The sequence below is a fragment of the Methylocystis sp. H62 genome (genome assembly GCF_015709515.1).
Taxonomy (GTDB): domain Bacteria; phylum Pseudomonadota; class Alphaproteobacteria; order Rhizobiales; family Beijerinckiaceae; genus Methylocystis.
The window spans coordinates 236,873-254,637 of record NZ_JADNQZ010000058.1 but is presented as its reverse complement, the minus strand read 5'-3'; the positions used below and the strand labels follow the sequence as shown (position 1 = coordinate 254,637).

Sequence of the window (17,765 nt, the reverse complement as noted above, 5' to 3'; positions counted from 1 at the left end):
CGCCGCACCCCCTTTAACCTCGTGCAGCCCTTCCCATATCGACCACGAGGGCAGCCGCAAGGGGCCTTGAACGAGAAATTTTGGACGCGAGGCGCGCCGCTTAAAAGAAAGGGCCGCCTCCTGGTCAGAGGGGCTAAAAATGAATTTTGAGAAATACACCGAACGCGCGCGCGGATTCGTTCAGTCGGCGCAGTCGATGGCGACGCGCGAAGGCCACCAGCAGTTTACGCCCGAGCACATATTGAAAGTCCTGCTTGATGACGAGCAGGGCTTGTCCGCCGGGCTGATCGACCGCGCCGGCGGCCGCTCGCGCGAGGCGCTGGCGAAAACCGAGGCCGCGCTCGCGAAATTGCCCAAAGTGATGGGGGCCGGCGCCGGCCAGCTCTATCTCGCGCCGGCGACCGCGCGCCTCTTCGACAACGCCGAGAAGATCGCGCAGAAGGCGGGCGATTCCTACGTCACCGTCGAGCGGCTGCTGTTGGCGCTGGCGATGGAGAAGGACTCCGAGGCCGCGAAAATTCTTGCCGCCGCCGGCGTCACGCCGCAGACTCTGAACGCCGCGATCGAAGATTTGCGCAAGGGCCGCACGGCGGATTCGGCGTCCGCCGAAAACGCCTATGACGCGCTGAAGAAATACGCCCGCGACCTCACCGAAGCGGCGCGCGAGGGCAAGCTCGATCCGGTGATCGGCCGCGACGAGGAGATCCGCCGCGCCATTCAGGTGCTGTCGCGCCGCACCAAGAACAATCCGGTGCTCATCGGCGAGCCCGGCGTCGGCAAGACCGCGATCGTCGAGGGTCTCGCTTTGCGCATCGTCAATGGCGACGTGCCGGAGTCGCTTGAGGACAAGAAGCTGCTCGCGCTCGACATGGGCGCGCTGATCGCCGGCGCGAAATATCGCGGCGAATTCGAGGAGCGGCTGAAGGCGGTGCTGAACGAAGTCACCGCCGCCGAAGGCAATATCATCCTGTTCATCGACGAGATGCACACGCTCGTTGGCGCCGGCAAGGCGGATGGCGCGATGGACGCCTCCAATCTGCTGAAACCGGCGCTGGCGCGCGGCGAACTGCATTGCGTCGGCGCGACGACGCTCAATGAATACCGCAAACATGTCGAAAAGGACGCGGCGCTGGCGCGACGCTTCCAGCCGGTTTTCGTCGACGAGCCGACCGTCGAGGATACGATCTCGATCCTGCGCGGCCTGAAGGAGAAATACGAACTCCATCACGGCGTGCGCATCACCGACAGCGCGATCGTCGCCGCGGCGACTCTGTCGAACCGCTACATCTCCGACCGCTTCCTGCCCGACAAGGCGATCGACCTCATCGACGAGGCGTCGTCGCGCCTGCGCATGCAGATCGACTCGAAGCCCGAGGAGCTCGACGAACTCGATCGGCGCATCATCCAGTTGAAGATCGAGCAGGAAGCGCTCAAGAAGGAAACGGACACCGCGTCAAAGGATCGCCTGGCGAAGCTCGAAGGCGAGCTTGCCGACCTCGAAGAGAAATCGGGGGCGCTCACCACGCGCTGGCGAGCCGAGAAGGACAAGCTCGGCGCGGCGCAGAAGCTCAAGGAGCAGCTTGAAGCGGCGCGTAACGAACTCGCGCAGGCGCAGCGGCGCGGCGAATATCAGCGCGCCGGCGAACTCACCTATGGCGTCATTCCCGATCTCGAAAAGAAACTCGGCGAGACGGAAGGCGAAGCCGACACACTCGTCGACGAGGAGGTCACCGCCAATGACGTGGCGCAGGTCGTCTCGCGCTGGACCGGCGTGCCGGTCGACAAGATGCTCGAGGGCGAACGCGAGAAATTGCTGCACATGGAGGACGAACTCGCAAAGCGTGTCGTCGGCCAGCATGACGCGGTGGTCGCCGTGTCGACCGCGGTGCGCCGCGCGCGCGCCGGACTGCAGGACCCGAACCGCCCGATCGGCAGCTTCATCTTCCTTGGCCCCACGGGCGTCGGCAAGACCGAGCTGACGAAGGCGCTCGCGGCGTTTCTCTTCGACGACGAGACCGCGATGGTGCGGCTCGACATGTCCGAATACATGGAGAAGCATTCGGTGGCGCGGCTCATCGGCGCGCCCCCCGGCTATGTCGGCTATGAGGAAGGCGGCGCGTTGACCGAAGCCGTCCGCCGCAGGCCGTATCAGGTCGTGCTCTTCGACGAAATCGAAAAGGCGCATCCGGACGTCTTCAACGTGCTCCTGCAGGTGCTCGACGACGGTCGCCTGACCGACGGCCAGGGCCGCACGGTCGATTTCAAGAACACGCTGATCATCATGACGTCGAATCTCGGCTCGGAATTCCTCGTCATGCAGAAGGAGGGCGAAGATTCCTCCGCCGTGCACAGCGAAGTCATGCAGGTCGTTCGCGCGCATTTCAGGCCGGAGTTCCTGAACCGCGTCGACGAGATCATCCTGTTCAACCGCCTGCGGCGCGAGGACATGGGCGCCATCGTCGACATCCAGGTCAAGCGGTTGCAGAAGCTGCTCGAGGATCGCAAGATCACGCTGCGCCTCGACGCCAAGGCGCGCGATTGGCTGGCGGCCAGGGGCTACGACCCGACCTATGGCGCGCGGCCCTTGAAGCGCGTCATGCAGAAGGAGCTGCAGGACACGCTCGCCGAGCGCATCCTGGCCGGCGAGATCGTCGACGGCGCGAGCGTCGAAGTTTCGGCGGACGCTTCGGGCCTCATCATCGACGGCAAGGCGGCGCATCGAAATGTCGCGCCGCCGCTGCTGCGCACGGTGGGGAACGCGTAACCCCTCCCCAACCCTCCCCCGCTTCGCGGGAGAGGGAGCAGATTCCGCGCTTCGTCGGGATTTCGCTAACGCCGATCGTTAGCGTTCCCTCTCCCGCGAAGCGGGGGAGGGACAGGGAGGGGGCTCTTGACGTTTCCCGAGCGCCGCGTTCTTGGCGCGCCGCGCCGCCTACCCCAGCCGCTCTTTCCTCCGATTCAGCGTGTCCGCCTCGCGCAGATCGAGTTCGCGCTCGATGCGGCGGCGCGCTTCGTCGGTAAGTTTGTCTTCGCGTAGCATGCCGTTGATCAGATTGCGCTCCTCGGCGATGAGCTGCAGTTCGATCTCATCGTGCAGCGCCGTCAGCGCACGGCGTTCTTCACTTGCCTCACATTTCATGCGTACGCGCGACAGAAAATAGTCCTGTTGCGCGAGAAGCGAGTTCATCGCTTCTTCCGGCACGTCATTTTCCGCGCCAAAACGCGCGAGTTTTGCGCTCGACGCCTCGATCGCGGCGTGGCGGGCGCGCAGCTCTTCAGCCCGGTCGAGGACGCGTTCCCTCATGCCGGTTTTGACGAGGCCGAGTTTGCGAATGATCCAGGGCAACGCCGACCCCTGGAAGACGAGCGTCACCATCACGACGCAGAAGGTGAGAAAAAAGATCGAGTCGCGATAGGGAAACGGCGCGCCGTCCGCGGTGGCGAGCGGGATCGCCAGCGCCGCGGCGAGCGAGACAATCCCGCGCACGCCAGTGAAGGAAATGATGAACGGCCACTGCCACGGCGGCGAAGGATCGCGTCGCGCCAGCGGCGGAATCAGCCATCGCGGCAGGTAGGTGATCGGAAACGTCCACACGAAGCGCGCCGCGATTACGACAAGCGAAACGATCGCGGCGGACGTCGTCAGTTCGTACAGCGAATGGTCTTGGATTCGCGCAAAAAGCGCCTGCGCCTGCAGGCCGGTGAAGAGAAAAACCAGGCCTTCGATCAGAAAAAGGAAGAAATCCCAGAAGAACACGCCTTGCAAGCGCGTCGCGGCGCTGATCAATCTGGGGCCGTTCCAGCTGATATAGAGGCCGGTGGCGACCGTCGCGATGACGCCCGAGCCGCCGAGATGTTCAGGCGGCCAATAGGCCAAGAACGGGGTGATCAGCGAGAGAGTGATTTCAATGCGCGGATCGCGCATGAAGCGACGCAGCCGCAGCATCGTCCAGCCGACGCCAATGCCCCACACGATTTCGCCGGCGATAATCGCCGTGAAGGTCTCGCCTCCTTGCGCCAGCGAAAAGGAGCCGACGCTGACCGCCGCCACCGCGAAGCGATAAAGGACAAGCGCGGTAGCGTCATTGGCGAGACCCTCTCCCTCCAAAATGACCGAGATGCGCCGCGGCAACTGCATGCGGCGCGCAATGGCGAGCGGCGCCACGGCGTCGGGCGGCGACACGATGGCGCCGAGCACGAAACCGACGGCCAGCGGCCAGCCGAGCAGCCATTTCGTCGCGAGCGAGACGGAAATGGTGGTGAAGACGACGCAGCCAACGGCGAGCAGAAGGATCGGCCGCAGATTAAATTTGAACTCCCGCCAGCTCATATTGACCGCGGAGATGTAGATCACCGGCGGCAGCACGAGGAGCAGCACGAATTGTGGCTCCAGCACAAGGGCGGGCACGCCCGGGGCGACGGCGATCAGCACGCCGGCAGCGACCAGCAGGATTGGCGCGGCGGCGCCGGAGCGCGACGCGATGAAGGCGACGAACGCCACCGCCGCGAGAAGAAAGACAAGCGTTTGCAGACCCGCGATCATTCGCCTACCCTATAAGCCTTACGCAAGCGAACTCCACATCGTCGTCGAAGCGAAGCTTATAATTTGCGCAGCGACACTTCCTCGATCCTGTGATCGGCGTCCTTGGTGAGGATCAAACTCGCGCGCGGGCGGGTCGGGGCGATGTTCTGGCGCAGATTCTCGAGATTGATGCGCGTCCATATGTCTTTTGCGACGCGCGTCGTCTCCTCTGCATCGAGATCGGCATAGACGCGGAAGTAGGATTTCGGATCGCGGAACGCGGTCTGCTGAAGGCGCCGGAAGCGCTCCACATACCATCGCTCCAGCACGCCTTCGGGCGCATCGAGATAGACCGAGAAATCGAAGAAGTCGGAGACGAAGGGAATTTCGCGGCCGTCGCGCATGCGCGGCGCAAGCAAGACGTTGACGCCTTCGACGATGAGAATGTCGGGACGATCGACGCAGCTCGCTTCGCCCTCGACGACGTCATAGGTCATGTGCGAATAGACCGGCGCGCAGACGTTGCGCCGTCCCGCCTTCACGTCGGAAAGAAATCGCAGCAGCGACTTGTTGTCGTAGCTTTCCGGAAAGCCCTTCTTGTCCATCAGCTTTTCGGCTTCAAGGATCCTGTTGGGCAACAGAAATCCGTCGGTGGTGATGAGCTCCACTTTCGGCGTATTCGGCCAGCGCGACAGCAGAGCGCGCAATACGCGCGCCGTCGTGGACTTCCCCACGGCGACGGAGCCCGCGACCCCGATAATGTAAGGAACCTTGCCGTCCTCGGCGCCGAGAAAGCGCTGCGTCGCCTTGAAGAGGCCCTGCGTCGCCGCGACGTATAGCGCGAGCAGGCGCGACAGCGGCAGATAGATTTCGATGACTTCCTCGAGCGAGATCGGATCGTTGAGGGACTTCAATCGGACGAGATCATCGAGCGTCAGCGTCAGCGGCGTATCGGCGCGCAGCGACGCCCATTCGGCGCGCGTAAAATGCCGGTAGGGGGAAAGAGCCTCGTTGTTGGGGACGAGCTCCGCCACCGTCATTCCTTTGCTCCACGCGCGGCTTTCTCCGCAAGCCCGGACTGTTTCGTGCGCCGCTCCAGTTCGTGCAACACGTCGCCGAGCGAAATGTCCCGCGCTTCGAGCATGACCAGAAGATGATAGAACGTGTCCGCGGCCTCGTTGACGAGCGCGCTTCGGTCGCTCTCCATCGCTGCGATCACCGTTTCGACCGCCTCTTCGCCGAATTTCTTGGCGATGCGCGGCATTCCGGCGTCGAGCAGGGTCTTCGTATAGGAGGTCGAGGCGCTGTCATTGCGCCGTGCTTTGATGAGCGCGGCGAGATCGTCGAGCGTGAAACTCAAGACAGCCCCCCTCCCCAACCCTCCCCCGCTGCGCGGGAGAGGGAGCAGATTCCGCGCTTCATCGGGATTTCGCTAACGCCGATCGTTAGCGTCCCCTCTCCCGCGAGCGAAGCGAAGCGGGGGAGGGACAGGGAGGGGGTCATCGCCCCCGCGCTGCAACTGGATTTTGCCATCATCACATCGCCTCCAGGCCGTCGAGGCGCATCGGCAGCCCCGCCGCCGCCATGTGCAGCTTCGCCTGCGGGATCGAATATTCGCCGAAATGGAAAATAGAAGCGGCGAGCACGGCGCTCGCATGGCCTTCTTTGACGCCGGCGACGAGATGGTCGAGCGTTCCAACGCCGCCCGAAGCGATGACCGGCACCTGCACGGCGTCGGCGACGGCGCGCGTCAGCGCGATGTCGAAGCCGCTTTTCGTGCCGTCGCGATCCATCGAGGTGAGCAGGATTTCGCCTGCGCCGCGTTCGCTGACCTCCCGCGCAAATTCCACTGCGTCGATCCCCGTTGCGCGGCGCCCGCCGTGGGTGAAGATTTCCCAGCGTCCCTCGGCAGCGCGCTTGGCGTCAATAGCCACGACGATGCATTGCGCGCCGAATTTTTCCGACGCTTCGCGAACGAAGCCGGGATTGGCGACGGCGGCGGAATTGATCGAGACCTTGTCGGCGCCGGCGAGCAGCAGATTGCGAATGTCGTCCAGCGTGCGCACGCCGCCGCCCACGGTCAGCGGCATGAAGCAGGCTTCCGCGGTGCGCTGCACGACGTCGAGCAGAATGCCACGGTCTTCATGGCTTGCGGTGATGTCGAGAAAGCAGAGTTCGTCGGCGCCGGCGGCGTCATAGGCGATGGCGCATTCGACCGGATCGCCGGCGTCGCGCAGATCGACGAAATTGACGCCTTTGACGACGCGTCCGCCTTTCACGTCCAAGCAGGGAATGACGCGCGCCTTCAGCACTAAGCGTCCTCCGCCGCCCGCGCGCGGATCATCGCCAACGCCTGCCCCGGATCGAGCCGCCCGTCATAGAGCGCCCGTCCGGTGATCGCGCCGGCGAGCTTGCGGCAATCGGGCTGCAGCAGCCGCTCCACGTCGGCGAGCGACGCGAGGCCGCCGGAGGCGATGACGGGAATCGTCAAGGCGTCGGCGAGCGCCAGGGTCGCCTCGATGTTGAGGCCGGTCAAAACGCCGTCGCGCGAGATGTCGGTGTAGATGATGGCGCTCACGCCCGCGTCTTCGAAGCTCTTGCCGAGATCGAGCGCCGACATGCGCGTGGCGCGCGCCCAGCCGTCGACGGCGACAAAACCGTTCTTGGCGTCGACCCCTACGGCGACGCGGCCCGGGTGAAGGCGCGCCGCCTCGCGCACGAAAGACGGGTCTTTGACGGCCGCCGTGCCGATGATGACGCGCGCAACGCCTTTTTCCAACCAGCGCGACAGCGTGCGCATGTCGCGAATGCCGCCGCCGAGCTGCACGGGAATCGTCAGTGCGGCGAGAATGGATTCGACCGCCTGGGCGTTGCGCGGCGCCCCCGCGAAGGCGCCGTCGAGATCGACGACATGCAGATATTCGAAACCGACTCGCTGGAAAGCGCGCGCCTGCTCGGCGGGATCGTCATTGAACACGGTCGCGCGGTCCATATCGCCCTGCGCGAGGCGCACGCACTGACCTTCCTTCAAATCGATTGCGGGAAACAGAATCACGGACGCCACCTCAGGAAATTGCCGATCAACGCTAGGCCCAGCCTCTGGCTTTTTTCGGGATGAAACTGCACGCCGACGAGATTGTCGCGCGCCACGGCCGCGGTGAGCGGCGCGCCATAGTCGGTGGTCGCCAGAACGTGCTCCGGCGACGTCGGCGCCAGCTGGAACGAGTGCACGAAATAGGCGTGCAAGCCACGCTCTCCCGTCGGCACGCCGGCAAAGAGCGGATGTTCCCGGCTCAGCGTCAGCGTATTCCAACCCATATGCGGGATTTTGAGCGACGGGTCGGCAGGCGCGATCGCCGCGACGTCGCCCGGAACCCAGCCGAGGCCCGGCGTTTCGCCATGTTCAAGACCGCGCGCGCCCATAAGCTGCATGCCGACGCAAATCCCTAAGAACGGCCGGCCACGGTCGATGACCGCCTCTTGCAGGGCGGCGTAAAGACCTTTGATCGCCATCAGGCCGCGGCGACAATCGGCGAAAGCGCCAACGCCCGGCAGCACGACGCGCTCGGCGGCGCGAACGACGTCGGGGTCGCTGGTGACGCAGATGTCGCCTTGCGCCTGCGACTCGCGGGCGGCGCGCTCAAAGGCTTTCAAGGCGGAATGCAGATTGCCCGACCCATAGTCGATGATCGCGGTCGTCAAGGAGCAAGTCCCCCAGCGACATCGTCTTTCACGGTCGGCTCAGAAAGGCGATGGCGGTGGAAGTAGGCCGCCTCCGCCTCGTCGAGGTCATCGCCGATGACGAGATCCTGCTCGACGTAGCCGCGACGCGCCAAATTCCAGCCGACGAGCCGTTCCCCCTCGAAACCGAGCCAGACAGCGAGTCCGAGCGTCAGCCAGGACATCGCGTCGCGCGACACCCGCAGCTGCCAGGCGATAAGCGCCAAGGCGACGAGAAGAAGCGTCCAGAGGACCGCGACCAGCCAGGCGCGCCGCCACGCAAGCCAGAACGGACCGAAAATAAAGGCCGGCCAGGAAAACCCGTCGCGCAAGAAGACGATCTTGTCCGGCGCGGGAAGCTGGCCCGGCGCCATCCGCGGAAAATAAATAGTGAATATCGCCATCGGCCGTCCCCTCGTCGGCGTCACCCGCCTTTTTTCAGGCGGTGAGCGTTCCCTTGGTGGAAGGCGCTTCCCCCTGCGTGCGGCGCGGATCGATCGCCACCGCCTTGCCGAAGGCGCGCGCGAAGCCTTTGAAGGCGCTCTCGGCGATATGGTGGCTGTTGACGCCGCGCAGACATTCGATGTGCAGCCCGACGCGGGCGTGAACCGCAAAGGCCTGGAAGAATTCGCGCATCAGCTCGGTGTCAAAGCCGCCGATCCGCTGCGCCGGAAAGGCGACCTCGTAGACGAGAAAGGGCCGCCCCGAAACGTCCACGACGACGCGGGTCAGGGCCTCGTCGAGCGGCACATGCGCGTCGCCATAGCGGGAAATGCCCTTGCGGTCTCCAAGCGCGCGATCCACCGCCTGGCCCACGGCGATGCCGACGTCCTCGACCGTGTGATGGCCATCGATATGCAGATCGCCCGCAGCGCGCACGGCAAGATCCAGCGGCGCATGACGAGCGATCTGGTCGAGCATATGATCGAAAAACCCCACGCCGGTCGATATATCCGAGCGGCCGTCCCCGTCGAGGTCGACGGTGACCGAGATTTTGGTTTCCTTGGTGTTGCGCTCGATCGTCGCGCTGCGCATTTCCAACCTTTTCTTGGGCCCTGCCGGCGCTTCCGGCGACTTTGGCCGCAAGCGGCCAGCTTGTAGCAACTCCGCCCTGGATTCGCCACCCGAACCGCTTGGGCGTCAAGGAGAAGCGAGATGCGCGCCAACTCACTCTTGTTTGTCGGCAAATCGGCCTAAACCAAATCGGTCTAACCAAAGAAGAGAATGGTCCATATGTTCGCGCTGATTCCTCACCCAAGCGCAACCACGGCAATTAGTCGGATGCCGATAGGCGCTTGTAGCTTCGCGACAAAGGATCAAGAACACGCTAAATGCCGCACCGGCGGCGACTTCGGCCGTTGGGGACGAATAGATCGTGAAGTCGTGGCGAGAATCTGCCGCTCCGCAAGAGCGCAAGGAGACTTATAACATGCGACTTGGGCTCGGTTTCGCGCTCCCCCTAGCGGCATTGATATCGGTTCCGGCCGCCGGCGAGCCATGGCGGGACGGCTTCGTGCCGCGCATCGAAGCGCTGGCGCTCATGCAAACGCTCAACGCCTCCCTGCTCGCAAGCCGCAGCGCGACGGCGACGCTCGAGAAATGGTGCGCCGATCACAAAATGTCCGCGGAGCCCAAGATCGTCGCCCGCCGCGTCGCTGGAATCGAGCAGCAGCCGAGCGCGGAGACGCGCCGGCGGCTCGACGTCAGCGACGCGGAGCCGGTGAACTACCGGCGCGTGCAGCTCGCCTGCGGCGATCACGTGCTCTCCGAGGCCGACAATTGGTACGTGCCTGGGCGGCTTTCCGACGAAATGAACCGCACGCTGGAGACGACGGAAACGCCCTTCGGCAAGGCCATCGCACCGCTGCAGCCGTTCCGTCGCACCATAGACATGAAGATGCGCTGGTCGCCCTTGCCCGAGGGCTGGGAGCTCTCGGCCCCGACGGCCGCGCCTGAAAAGGCCAGCGGCGCGCTCTCCATTCCGCACGACCTCTTCGAGCACACGGCCGTCGTCTATGCGCGCGATCAACGTCCTCTCTCCGAGGTGCATGAGACCTATACGCGTGAAGTCCTGGATTTTCCCGCGCCGCTCGCCGGGGCGCCGCGCGAGTGAGTCTTGCATCAAATCCGAGCCCGACTGGCGAATAGCGCGGCTGCCCCCTCGCCGCTCCGCCCTTGCTCAAATCGCCGCCAAACCTTACATCGGCTCCACATCTCTGGCTGGATGAGGCGAATGGATAGCGAAAAACACCGCTTTGCGGCCATGCACGCGACGACGATCATCCTCGTCAAGAAAGCCGGAGAAACGGTGATCGCCGGCGACGGCCAGGTCAGCCTCGGCCAGACGATCATGAAGGGCAACGCCAAGAAAGTGCGCCGTTTGGGCAAGGGCGACGTGATCGCCGGTTTCGCCGGCGCGACCGCCGACGCCTTCACGCTCTTCGAACGGCTTGAATCGAAGCTCGAGCAATATCCCGGACAGTTGATGCGCGCCTGCGTCGAACTCGCCAAGGACTGGCGCATGGACCGCTATCTGCGGCGCCTGGAGGCGATGATGCTCGTCGCCGACAAGAGCGTCGGCCTCGTGCTCACCGGCTCCGGCGACGTGCTTGAGCCGGAAGGCACCGGCGAGGGCGCGGTGGCCGCGATCGGCTCGGGCGGAAACTACGCGCTCGCCGCCGGTCGCGCCCTGCTCGATTCGTCCCTCGACGCCGAAACCATCGCCCGCCGCGCGATGGTGATCGCCTCCGAGATTTGCGTCTACACCAACCAGAATGTGGTGGTGGAGAAGATTTAGGGCAGTCGGTGTTCGGCAGTGGGATGATACGACTGCCGACTGCCTAATGCCGTTCCGAAGGAACTTCCCATGGCCGACTTCTCGCCGCGCGAGATCGTTTCCGAACTTGATCGCTACATCGTTGGACAAAGCGACGCCAAGCGCGCCGTCGCCATCGCGCTGCGCAACCGCTGGCGGCGACTGCAGCTCGAAGGCCAGATGCGCGAAGAGGTGCTGCCCAAGAACATCCTGATGATCGGCCCGACGGGCTGCGGCAAGACCGAAATCGCCCGGCGTCTGGCGCGTCTCGCCAATGCGCCCTTCATCAAAGTCGAAGCGACGAAATTCACCGAGGTCGGCTATGTCGGCCGCGACGTCGAACAGATCGTGCGCGATCTGGTCGAGGTCGCCATCCTGATGGTCAAGGAGCGCCGCCGCAAGGACGTGCAGGCGCGCGCGCAGCAAGCGGCCGAAGAGCGCACGCTCGATGCGCTGGTGGGGCCCGCCGCGTCGCCCGGCACGCGTGAAACGTTTCGCCGCCGCCTGCGCGCGGGCGAACTCGACGACAAGGAAATCGAAGTCGAGCTGACGCAGTCGGGCTCCTCGATGCCGATGTTCGAACTGCCGAACATGCCCGGCGCCAGCGTCTCCGCCTTTTCGCTCGGCGATATTTTCGGCAAGGCGATGCAGCGCGGCAAACCGCGCAAACTCTCGGTCAAAGAGGCGCAGGGACCTCTGATCGCCGAAGAGAGCGACAAGCTGATCGATCAGGAAGCGAGCGTCCGCGAGGCGATCCACGAGGTCGAAAACAACGGCATCGTTTTCATCGACGAGATGGATAAGATCTGCGCGCGCGAAGGACGCGGCGGCGCCGATGTTTCGCGCGAAGGCGTGCAGCGTGACCTACTGCCGCTGATCGAAGGCACGACGGTCGCGACGAAACATGGAACGGTGAAGACCGACCATGTCCTGTTCATCGCCTCCGGCGCCTTCCATGTGGCGAAGCCCTCCGACCTTCTGCCGGAACTGCAGGGACGCTTGCCGATTCGCGTCGAACTCGCTTCGCTCAACGAAGACGACTTCCGCCGCATTCTCACCGAAACCGAAGCCTGCCTGACGAAGCAGTATTCGGCGCTATTGGGCACCGAGGGCCTGACGCTCGAATTTTCGCCATCCGCCGTCGACGCGATCGCCAAGGTCGCCGTGCAGGTGAACACCTCGGTCGAGAACATCGGCGCGCGGCGTCTGCAAACGGTGATGGAGCGCGTGCTCGACGACATCAGCTTCTCGGCGTCCGACCGCGCAGGCGACAGTATCGTGATCGACGGCGCCTATGTCGAGGAGCACATCGGCGATCTGGCCAGAAACAGGGATTTGAGCCGGTTTATTTTGTAACGCAATTTAGCCAGCGCTCATCGCACAAGCCCCTCACCGTACCTCTCCCCGCAAGCGGGGAGAGGGGTCTTCAGCGCAACGCCTAACGCCACTTCTCCCCGCTTGCGGGAGAAGTGAGATGGGGGGCTGGGGCATTTGACAAATTCTATTCGCAAACAGCACGCTTGCCTCAGCCCCCGCTTCTCGCCATAAGACCGGCCAAACCCAAAACCTTGGCCAATCACATGTCCCCATTTCCTCAGCGCGTCTTCTCGGGCGTGCAGTCCACCGGCAATCTGCATCTCGGCAACTATCTCGGCGCGATCGTCAAATTCGTCGAGCTGCAGAAGAACTTCGACTGCATCTATTGCGTCGTCGACCTGCACGCGATCACGGTGCCGCAGGATCCGATCGCGCTGAAGGCGAACACGCGCGAAATCGCCGCCGCCTTCATCGCCTGCGGCATCGACCCCAAAGAGAACATCGTCTTCAACCAGAGCCAGGTGCCGGAGCACGCCGAGCTCGCCTGGGTGTTGAATTGCGTCGCGCGCATCGGCTGGCTCAACCGCATGACGCAGTTCAAGGACAAGGCCGGCAAGGATCGCGAGAACGCCTCAATGGGCCTGCTAGACTATCCGGTGCTGATGGCCGCCGATATTTTGATCTATCGCGCGACGCATGTGCCGGTCGGCGACGACCAGAAGCAGCATCTCGAACTCGCGCGCGACATCGCGCAAAAATTCAACAACGACTTCTCGGAATCGATCGCGCGCAACGGCTTTGGCGAGGCCTTTTTCCCCCTGCCCGAGCCGCTGATCTCCGGCCCCGCGACGCGGGTGATGAGCCTGCGCGACGGCACGAAGAAAATGTCGAAGTCCGACGCCTCGGATTATTCGCGCATCAATCTCTCGGACGACGCCGACCAGATCGCGCAGAAGGTGAGGAAGGCGAAGACCGATCCCGACGCGCTACCTTCCGAGGAAAAGGGCCTCGAAGGGCGCCCCGAGGCCTACAATCTCGTCGGCATCTTCGCGGCGCTTTCGGGCCGCAGCAAAGCCGATGTGCTCGGCGAATTCGGCGGCGCCAATTTCTCAAGCTTCAAGAGCGCGCTTGTCGATCTCGCCGTCGCCAAGCTCGCGCCGATCACCGACAAAATGCGCCGCATTCGCGAGGATGAGAGCTATGTCGACGGCGTGCTGCGCGACGGCGCCGAACGCGCCCGCGCCATCGCCCGCGAGAACATGAATGCGGTGAAGGATATCGTGGGGTTTTTGCGCTAGCCGAGCATCGTAGGCTTCGGCCCCCCGCTCGCCCAGTCGAGCAATTCCACTGTGTGGACGACTGGGACGGGCGTTCCCGACCTGATCTGCACGATGCAGCCGATGTTGCCCGCCGCGACAATGTCCGGCGCGACGCTCTCGATATTTGCGACTTTTCGCGACCGCAGCTCATCGGCCAGCTTCGGCTGCAGCACATTATAGGTTCCCGCCGAACCGCAGCAGATGTGACCCTCCGGAACGGAGACGACATTAAAGCCCGCGGCGGCCAGCAGCGCGATCGGCTCTTGCGATACCTTCTGCCCATGCTGCAGAGAGCAGGCGGAATGGTAGGCGACCCGAAGTTTCGGCGCGTCGACCGACAGCGCAAAGCCAATCTCAGTCATCAGCTCCGTCACATCTTTCGTCATCGCCGAGATGCGCGCAGCCCTGTCCGCGAGAGTCGGATCGTTGCGGAACATATGGCCATAGTCCTTCACGCTCGTGCCGCAGCCCGACGCGTTGACGACAATATGATCGAGTCCGCCAGAGTCGATTTCGCGCCACCAGGCGTCGATGTTCGCGCGCGCATAGCGTAGCGAGTCGTCCACCTTTCCCAGATGATGCGGCAGCGCCCCACAGCAGCCGGCGCCCTTCGCGACGACGACCTCGACGCCGTGACGCGTCAGGAGCCGTATCGTCGCCTCGTTGATCGATGTGTCGATGACCGTCTGAACGCAGCCATTGAGCAGCGCAACGCGCATCTTGCGCGCGCCTTGCGCGGCGAAGACCTGCGGGGCGTCGACGCTGGAAACAGGCGGAAGGCTGGACGGCGCCAGGGCGAACGGCGCCGCGAGTCGGCGCGGCAGCAAGCGCGCCAAGGGGCGCAGCGCCGCCGCGACGCGAAACAGCGGGCGCGCGAGAAAAGGACGCGGCAAGACGAAAGCGAGCGCCGCGCGCATGGCGCGCTCCTTGAAGGGTCGCGCATATGTTTGTTCGATATGCGCCCGGGCGTGATCGACAAGATGCATGAAATGCACGCCCGAAGGACAGGTGGTCATGCAGGAGAGGCATGACAGACAACGATCGATATGAAGGGCCGTGCGCGCGTCAGCCGGCCGCTCCTTCTCGAACATCTCCTTAATGAGATAGATGCGGCCGCGCGGGCTATCGAGTTCGTCGCCGGTGAGAAGATAGGTCGGGCATGTCGCGTTGCAGAATCCGCAATGCACGCAGGCGCGCAAAATCTGCTCCGTCTCCGCCACGTCGGGATCGGCGAGCGCCTGCAGCGAGAAGAACGTCTGCATCGTCTCTTAAAACTCCGCGCGCATGCGGCCGCGCTCCAAAATATGCGCCGGATCGAAGCTTGCCTTGACGCGGCGCGTCAGCGCCGCAAGCGCGGCCGGTTGCGGATGGAAGACGTCGACTGTCGCGCGAATCTCTGCGCTCGCGCGGATCAGCGTCGCATGGCCGCCGCAGGCGTCCACCGCGCGGCGCACGACGGCGGCATGCGCGTCGGGCGCGGCCTCGAGGCGCAGCCAGATCAGTCCGCCGGCCCAGTCGTAGAAATGCGCGAGCACGGGCGCGCCCGTGCGGCGGATGCGCTCGACGACCGCGAAACCTTCACTCGGCGCAACGGAAATGCGCCAGATTTGGCCGACCTTGGCGGCGACGGGCGCGGCGTCCCGCAAACCTCGCCACAACGCCGCGGAGTCGTGTTCATCGAGCGTCTCAAATCGGAGACCGCCGCTCGCCAGTCGCGCGACGAGATCGTCGCGGCGCGCCGTCACCGAAATGGCGGGACCCTCGAGGCGTATCGCGGCCGCATCGGCGTCCAGCGCCAAAGCCGCGCCTGCTGGCAGCATCGCGAGCGCCGAAGGCTCGCAAGGCGTCGCGGTGGCTCGGCGTAGCAGCGCGAGGCTCTCCGCCTCATCCGCGCCGATCGCCAGCAACGTGCATTCGGTCTGCGGCTTCGGGAGCACCTTGAGCGTCAGCTCCGTCAGAAGCGCCAGCGTGCCGTAAGAGCCGCAGACGAGCTTCGACAGGTCATAGCCGGTGACGTTCTTCATGACGCGGCCGCCGGATTTCACCAGTTCGCCGCGGCCGGTGATGCAGCGGAACCCGAGCAGATGATCGCGCGCCGCGCCGGCTTTGATGCGCCGCGGGCCCGCAGCGTTCACCGCGATGACGCCGCCGATGGTGGCGCCGCCCGCTTCTGCGCCAAACAGCCGTCCGTAATCCATGGGCTCGAAGGCGAGCTGCTGTCCATGCTGATCGAGCAGCGCTTCGATCTCGCTCAGAGGAACGCCGGCGCGCGCCGAGAGCACGAGTTCATCGGGTTCATAGAGCGTCACGCCCGTCAGCGCGGCCGTGGAGAGCGCCTGCGCTTGCGGCGCGAAGCGGCCGAGCCCCGACTTGGAGCCGCCGCCGACGATCGCGCAGCAGTCGCCTTTCGCCTTCGCCGCGCTAATGGCGTCGACCGCGTCCGCCTCGTCGCGGATGTCGAGCGTCGCGCAAGCGGACTGCATTGCTAAAATCTCGGCAGGTTGGGAAAGGGCATTTTACCGCCCGAGACATGCATCATCCCGAGTTCAGCGCAGCGATGCAGCGTCGGAAACACCTTGCCCGGATTCAGCCGGCCCTCCGGATCAAAGGCGCATTTGAGCCGCATCTGCTGCGCGAGATCCACCTCGGTGAACATCTCGCCCATGAGGTCGCGCTTCTCGACGCCGACGCCATGTTCGCCAGTGAGAACGCCGCCGAGCGAGACGCACAGGCGCAAAATGTCGAAACCGAGCTTTTCCGCGCGCTCAATGTCGCCCTCTTTCGACGCGTCGTAGAGAATGAGCGGGTGGAGATTGCCGTCGCCGGCATGAAAGACGTTGGCGACGCTCAGCCCCTGCTCTTTGGCGAGCCGATCCATGCCGGCGAGCGCTTCCGGCAGCCGCGCCCGCGGGATCGTGCCGTCCATGCAAAGATAGTCGGGCGCGATGCAGCTCACCGCCGGAAAGGCGTTCTTGCGACCGGCCCAGAACTGCAGCCGCTCGGCCTCGCTGGTCGACGCCCGTATCGTGGTCGCCCCTTCCTCGCGCGCGATATCCTGCACGACGCCGACAAGATGATCGACTTCGGCCTGCGGCCCGTCGAGTTCGACGATGAGGAGCGCCTCGACGTCCAGCGGATAGCCGCAGGGCTGAAAGCGCTCGACCGCATGAATTGTCGCCTTGTCCATCATTTCGAGCCCCGCGGGGATGACGCCGCGCGCAATGATCGCGCCGACGCAGCGCGCCCCCGCCGCGACGCTCGCAAAGCCGAGCAGCAGTCCCCGCGCCATGGGCGGCTTCTGGAGCAGACGCACCGTCACCTCGGTGACGACGCCAAGCAAGCCTTCGGAGCCGGTCATCAGGCCGATAAGGTCATATCCCTCGCTGTCGAGATGCTTGCCGCCGAGCCGGATGAGGTCGCCGCCCATCAGCACGACGTCGAGTCCGAGGATATTGTTGGTCGTCAGGCCGTATTTCAGGCAGTGAACGCCGCCGGAATTCTCGGCGACATTGCCGCCGATCGAACAGGCGATCTGCGACGACGGATCCGGCGCGTAATAGAAGCCCTGCGCTTCGACGGCTTTCGAGATCGCCAGGTTCTGCACGCCCGGCTGCACGCGCGCGCAGCGGTTTTCATAGTCGATTTCGAGAATGCGATTGAACTTGGACATCCCGAGAAGAATGCCGTCTTCGAGCGGCATCGAACCGCCAGACAGCGACGTGCCAGCGCCGCGGGGCACGACCTTGACGTTCATCTCGGCGGCGAGCGCCATGATCGCGCGCACCTGTTCGACGCTCTCCGGCAGCGTGACGACCAGCGGGAGCGCCCGATACATGGTGAAGGCGTCACATTCGTAGGCGCGACGTGCGACCTCGTCGACGATCAGGCTTTCGGGCGGCAGCATGGCCCCGAGGCGCGCAATGAGTTCATTGCGCCGCGACATAATCGCCGGCTCGGGCTTCGGCATGAGAAGCGTCATGGACTCGCGCCTCCAACGCGAGCGAGAGCGCTGCTGAACCTGCAGCTCTTCGCCTAAGCGGCGATGGACCCAGCTCCGGGCCGCGCCCTATGG

General features: G+C 64.5%; 16 protein-coding genes. 5 read left to right on the top strand and 11 right to left on the bottom strand.

Annotation, left to right across the window (positions count from 1 at the left end; translation table 11 throughout):
• Nucleotides 1-139 precede the first annotated feature (139 nt).
• A complete protein-coding gene (gene clpB / locus IYY11_RS17915) occupies nt 140-2,764 on the top strand; it encodes an ATP-dependent chaperone ClpB (protein WP_196405107.1) in 2,625 nt (874 codons plus the stop codon).
• Nucleotides 2,765-2,932: 168 nt separating this feature from the next.
• Here clpB and IYY11_RS17910 read toward each other — a convergent pair whose 3' ends face one another.
• From IYY11_RS17910 to hisB, 8 genes are all read right to left on the bottom strand, one after another.
• The gene (locus tag IYY11_RS17910) at nt 2,933-4,543 is read right to left on the bottom strand and encodes a Na+/H+ antiporter (protein WP_196405106.1); all 1,611 of its coding nucleotides are present in this window, start codon (nt 4,541-4,543) and stop codon (nt 2,933-2,935) included.
• A 56-nt stretch (nt 4,544-4,599) separates the two neighbouring features.
• Nucleotides 4,600-5,562, bottom strand: a complete 963-nt coding sequence (gene coaA / locus IYY11_RS17905) for a type I pantothenate kinase (protein ID WP_018408999.1) — start codon at nt 5,560-5,562, stop codon at nt 4,600-4,602.
• Nucleotides 5,559-5,882, bottom strand: a complete 324-nt coding sequence (locus IYY11_RS17900) for a phosphoribosyl-ATP diphosphatase (RefSeq protein ID WP_196405105.1) — start codon at nt 5,880-5,882, stop codon at nt 5,559-5,561. The genes coaA and IYY11_RS17900 overlap by 4 nt, the downstream gene beginning before the upstream one ends.
• 175 nt (nt 5,883-6,057) lie before the next feature.
• Complete coding sequence (gene hisF / locus IYY11_RS17895; RefSeq protein WP_196405104.1) at nt 6,058-6,834, bottom strand: imidazole glycerol phosphate synthase subunit HisF; 777 nt, start codon at nt 6,832-6,834, stop codon at nt 6,058-6,060.
• Nucleotides 6,834-7,577, bottom strand: coding sequence for a 1-(5-phosphoribosyl)-5-[(5-phosphoribosylamino)methylideneamino]imidazole-4-carboxamide isomerase (hisA, locus tag IYY11_RS17890; RefSeq protein ID WP_196405381.1), 744 nt, complete (start codon nt 7,575-7,577; stop codon nt 6,834-6,836). Before hisA ends, hisF begins: the two co-directional genes overlap by 1 nt.
• Nucleotides 7,574-8,224, bottom strand: coding sequence for an imidazole glycerol phosphate synthase subunit HisH (gene hisH, locus IYY11_RS17885; RefSeq protein WP_196405103.1), 651 nt, complete (start codon nt 8,222-8,224; stop codon nt 7,574-7,576). Before hisH ends, hisA begins: the two co-directional genes overlap by 4 nt.
• On the bottom strand, nt 8,221-8,646 hold the full coding sequence (locus IYY11_RS17880) for a DUF2628 domain-containing protein (protein ID WP_196405102.1): 426 nt from the start codon (nt 8,644-8,646) through the stop codon (nt 8,221-8,223). Before IYY11_RS17880 ends, hisH begins: the two co-directional genes overlap by 4 nt.
• A 34-nt stretch (nt 8,647-8,680) precedes the next feature.
• Entirely contained in the window at nt 8,681-9,277 is a 597-nt protein-coding gene (hisB, locus tag IYY11_RS17875; protein ID WP_196405101.1) for an imidazoleglycerol-phosphate dehydratase HisB, read from the bottom strand.
• A gap of 394 nt (nt 9,278-9,671) precedes the next feature.
• Between hisB and IYY11_RS17870 the strand changes: the two genes are divergently transcribed.
• From IYY11_RS17870 to trpS, 4 genes are all read left to right on the top strand, one after another.
• The gene (locus tag IYY11_RS17870) at nt 9,672-10,355 is read left to right on the top strand and encodes a hypothetical protein (RefSeq protein WP_196405100.1); all 684 of its coding nucleotides are present in this window, start codon (nt 9,672-9,674) and stop codon (nt 10,353-10,355) included.
• A 120-nt stretch (nt 10,356-10,475) separates the two neighbouring features.
• Nucleotides 10,476-11,039 carry an ATP-dependent protease subunit HslV gene (gene hslV / locus IYY11_RS17865; protein ID WP_196405099.1) on the top strand — a complete coding sequence of 188 codons (564 nt, stop codon included), beginning with the start codon at nt 10,476-10,478 and terminating at the stop codon, nt 11,037-11,039.
• Between the two features lie 69 nt (nt 11,040-11,108).
• Nucleotides 11,109-12,413 (top strand): ATP-dependent protease ATPase subunit HslU, encoded by a 1,305-nt coding sequence (hslU, locus tag IYY11_RS17860; RefSeq protein ID WP_196405098.1) that lies wholly within the window; start codon nt 11,109-11,111, stop codon nt 12,411-12,413.
• A gap of 224 nt (nt 12,414-12,637) precedes the next feature.
• On the top strand, nt 12,638-13,672 hold the full coding sequence (trpS, locus tag IYY11_RS17855; RefSeq protein WP_196405097.1) for a tryptophan--tRNA ligase: 1,035 nt from the start codon (nt 12,638-12,640) through the stop codon (nt 13,670-13,672).
• On the opposite strand, the gene glcF is transcribed toward trpS, so the two are convergent.
• The 3 genes from glcF to IYY11_RS17840 are packed head-to-tail and all read right to left on the bottom strand — an operon-like array spanning nt 13,669 to nt 17,672.
• Nucleotides 13,669-14,955, bottom strand: a complete 1,287-nt coding sequence (gene glcF, locus IYY11_RS17850; protein ID WP_196405096.1) for a glycolate oxidase subunit GlcF — start codon at nt 14,953-14,955, stop codon at nt 13,669-13,671. The two genes, trpS and glcF, sit on opposite strands and share 4 nt — an antisense overlap.
• A gap of 6 nt (nt 14,956-14,961) precedes the next feature.
• The gene (glcE, locus tag IYY11_RS17845) at nt 14,962-16,176 is read right to left on the bottom strand and encodes a glycolate oxidase subunit GlcE (protein WP_196405095.1); all 1,215 of its coding nucleotides are present in this window, start codon (nt 16,174-16,176) and stop codon (nt 14,962-14,964) included.
• 2 nt (nt 16,177-16,178) lie between these two features.
• Nucleotides 16,179-17,672: an FAD-linked oxidase C-terminal domain-containing protein gene (locus IYY11_RS17840; protein ID WP_196405094.1), complete on the bottom strand. Its 1,494-nt coding sequence runs from the start codon at nt 17,670-17,672 to the stop codon at nt 16,179-16,181.
• Between the last annotated feature and the right edge of the window lie 93 nt (nt 17,673-17,765).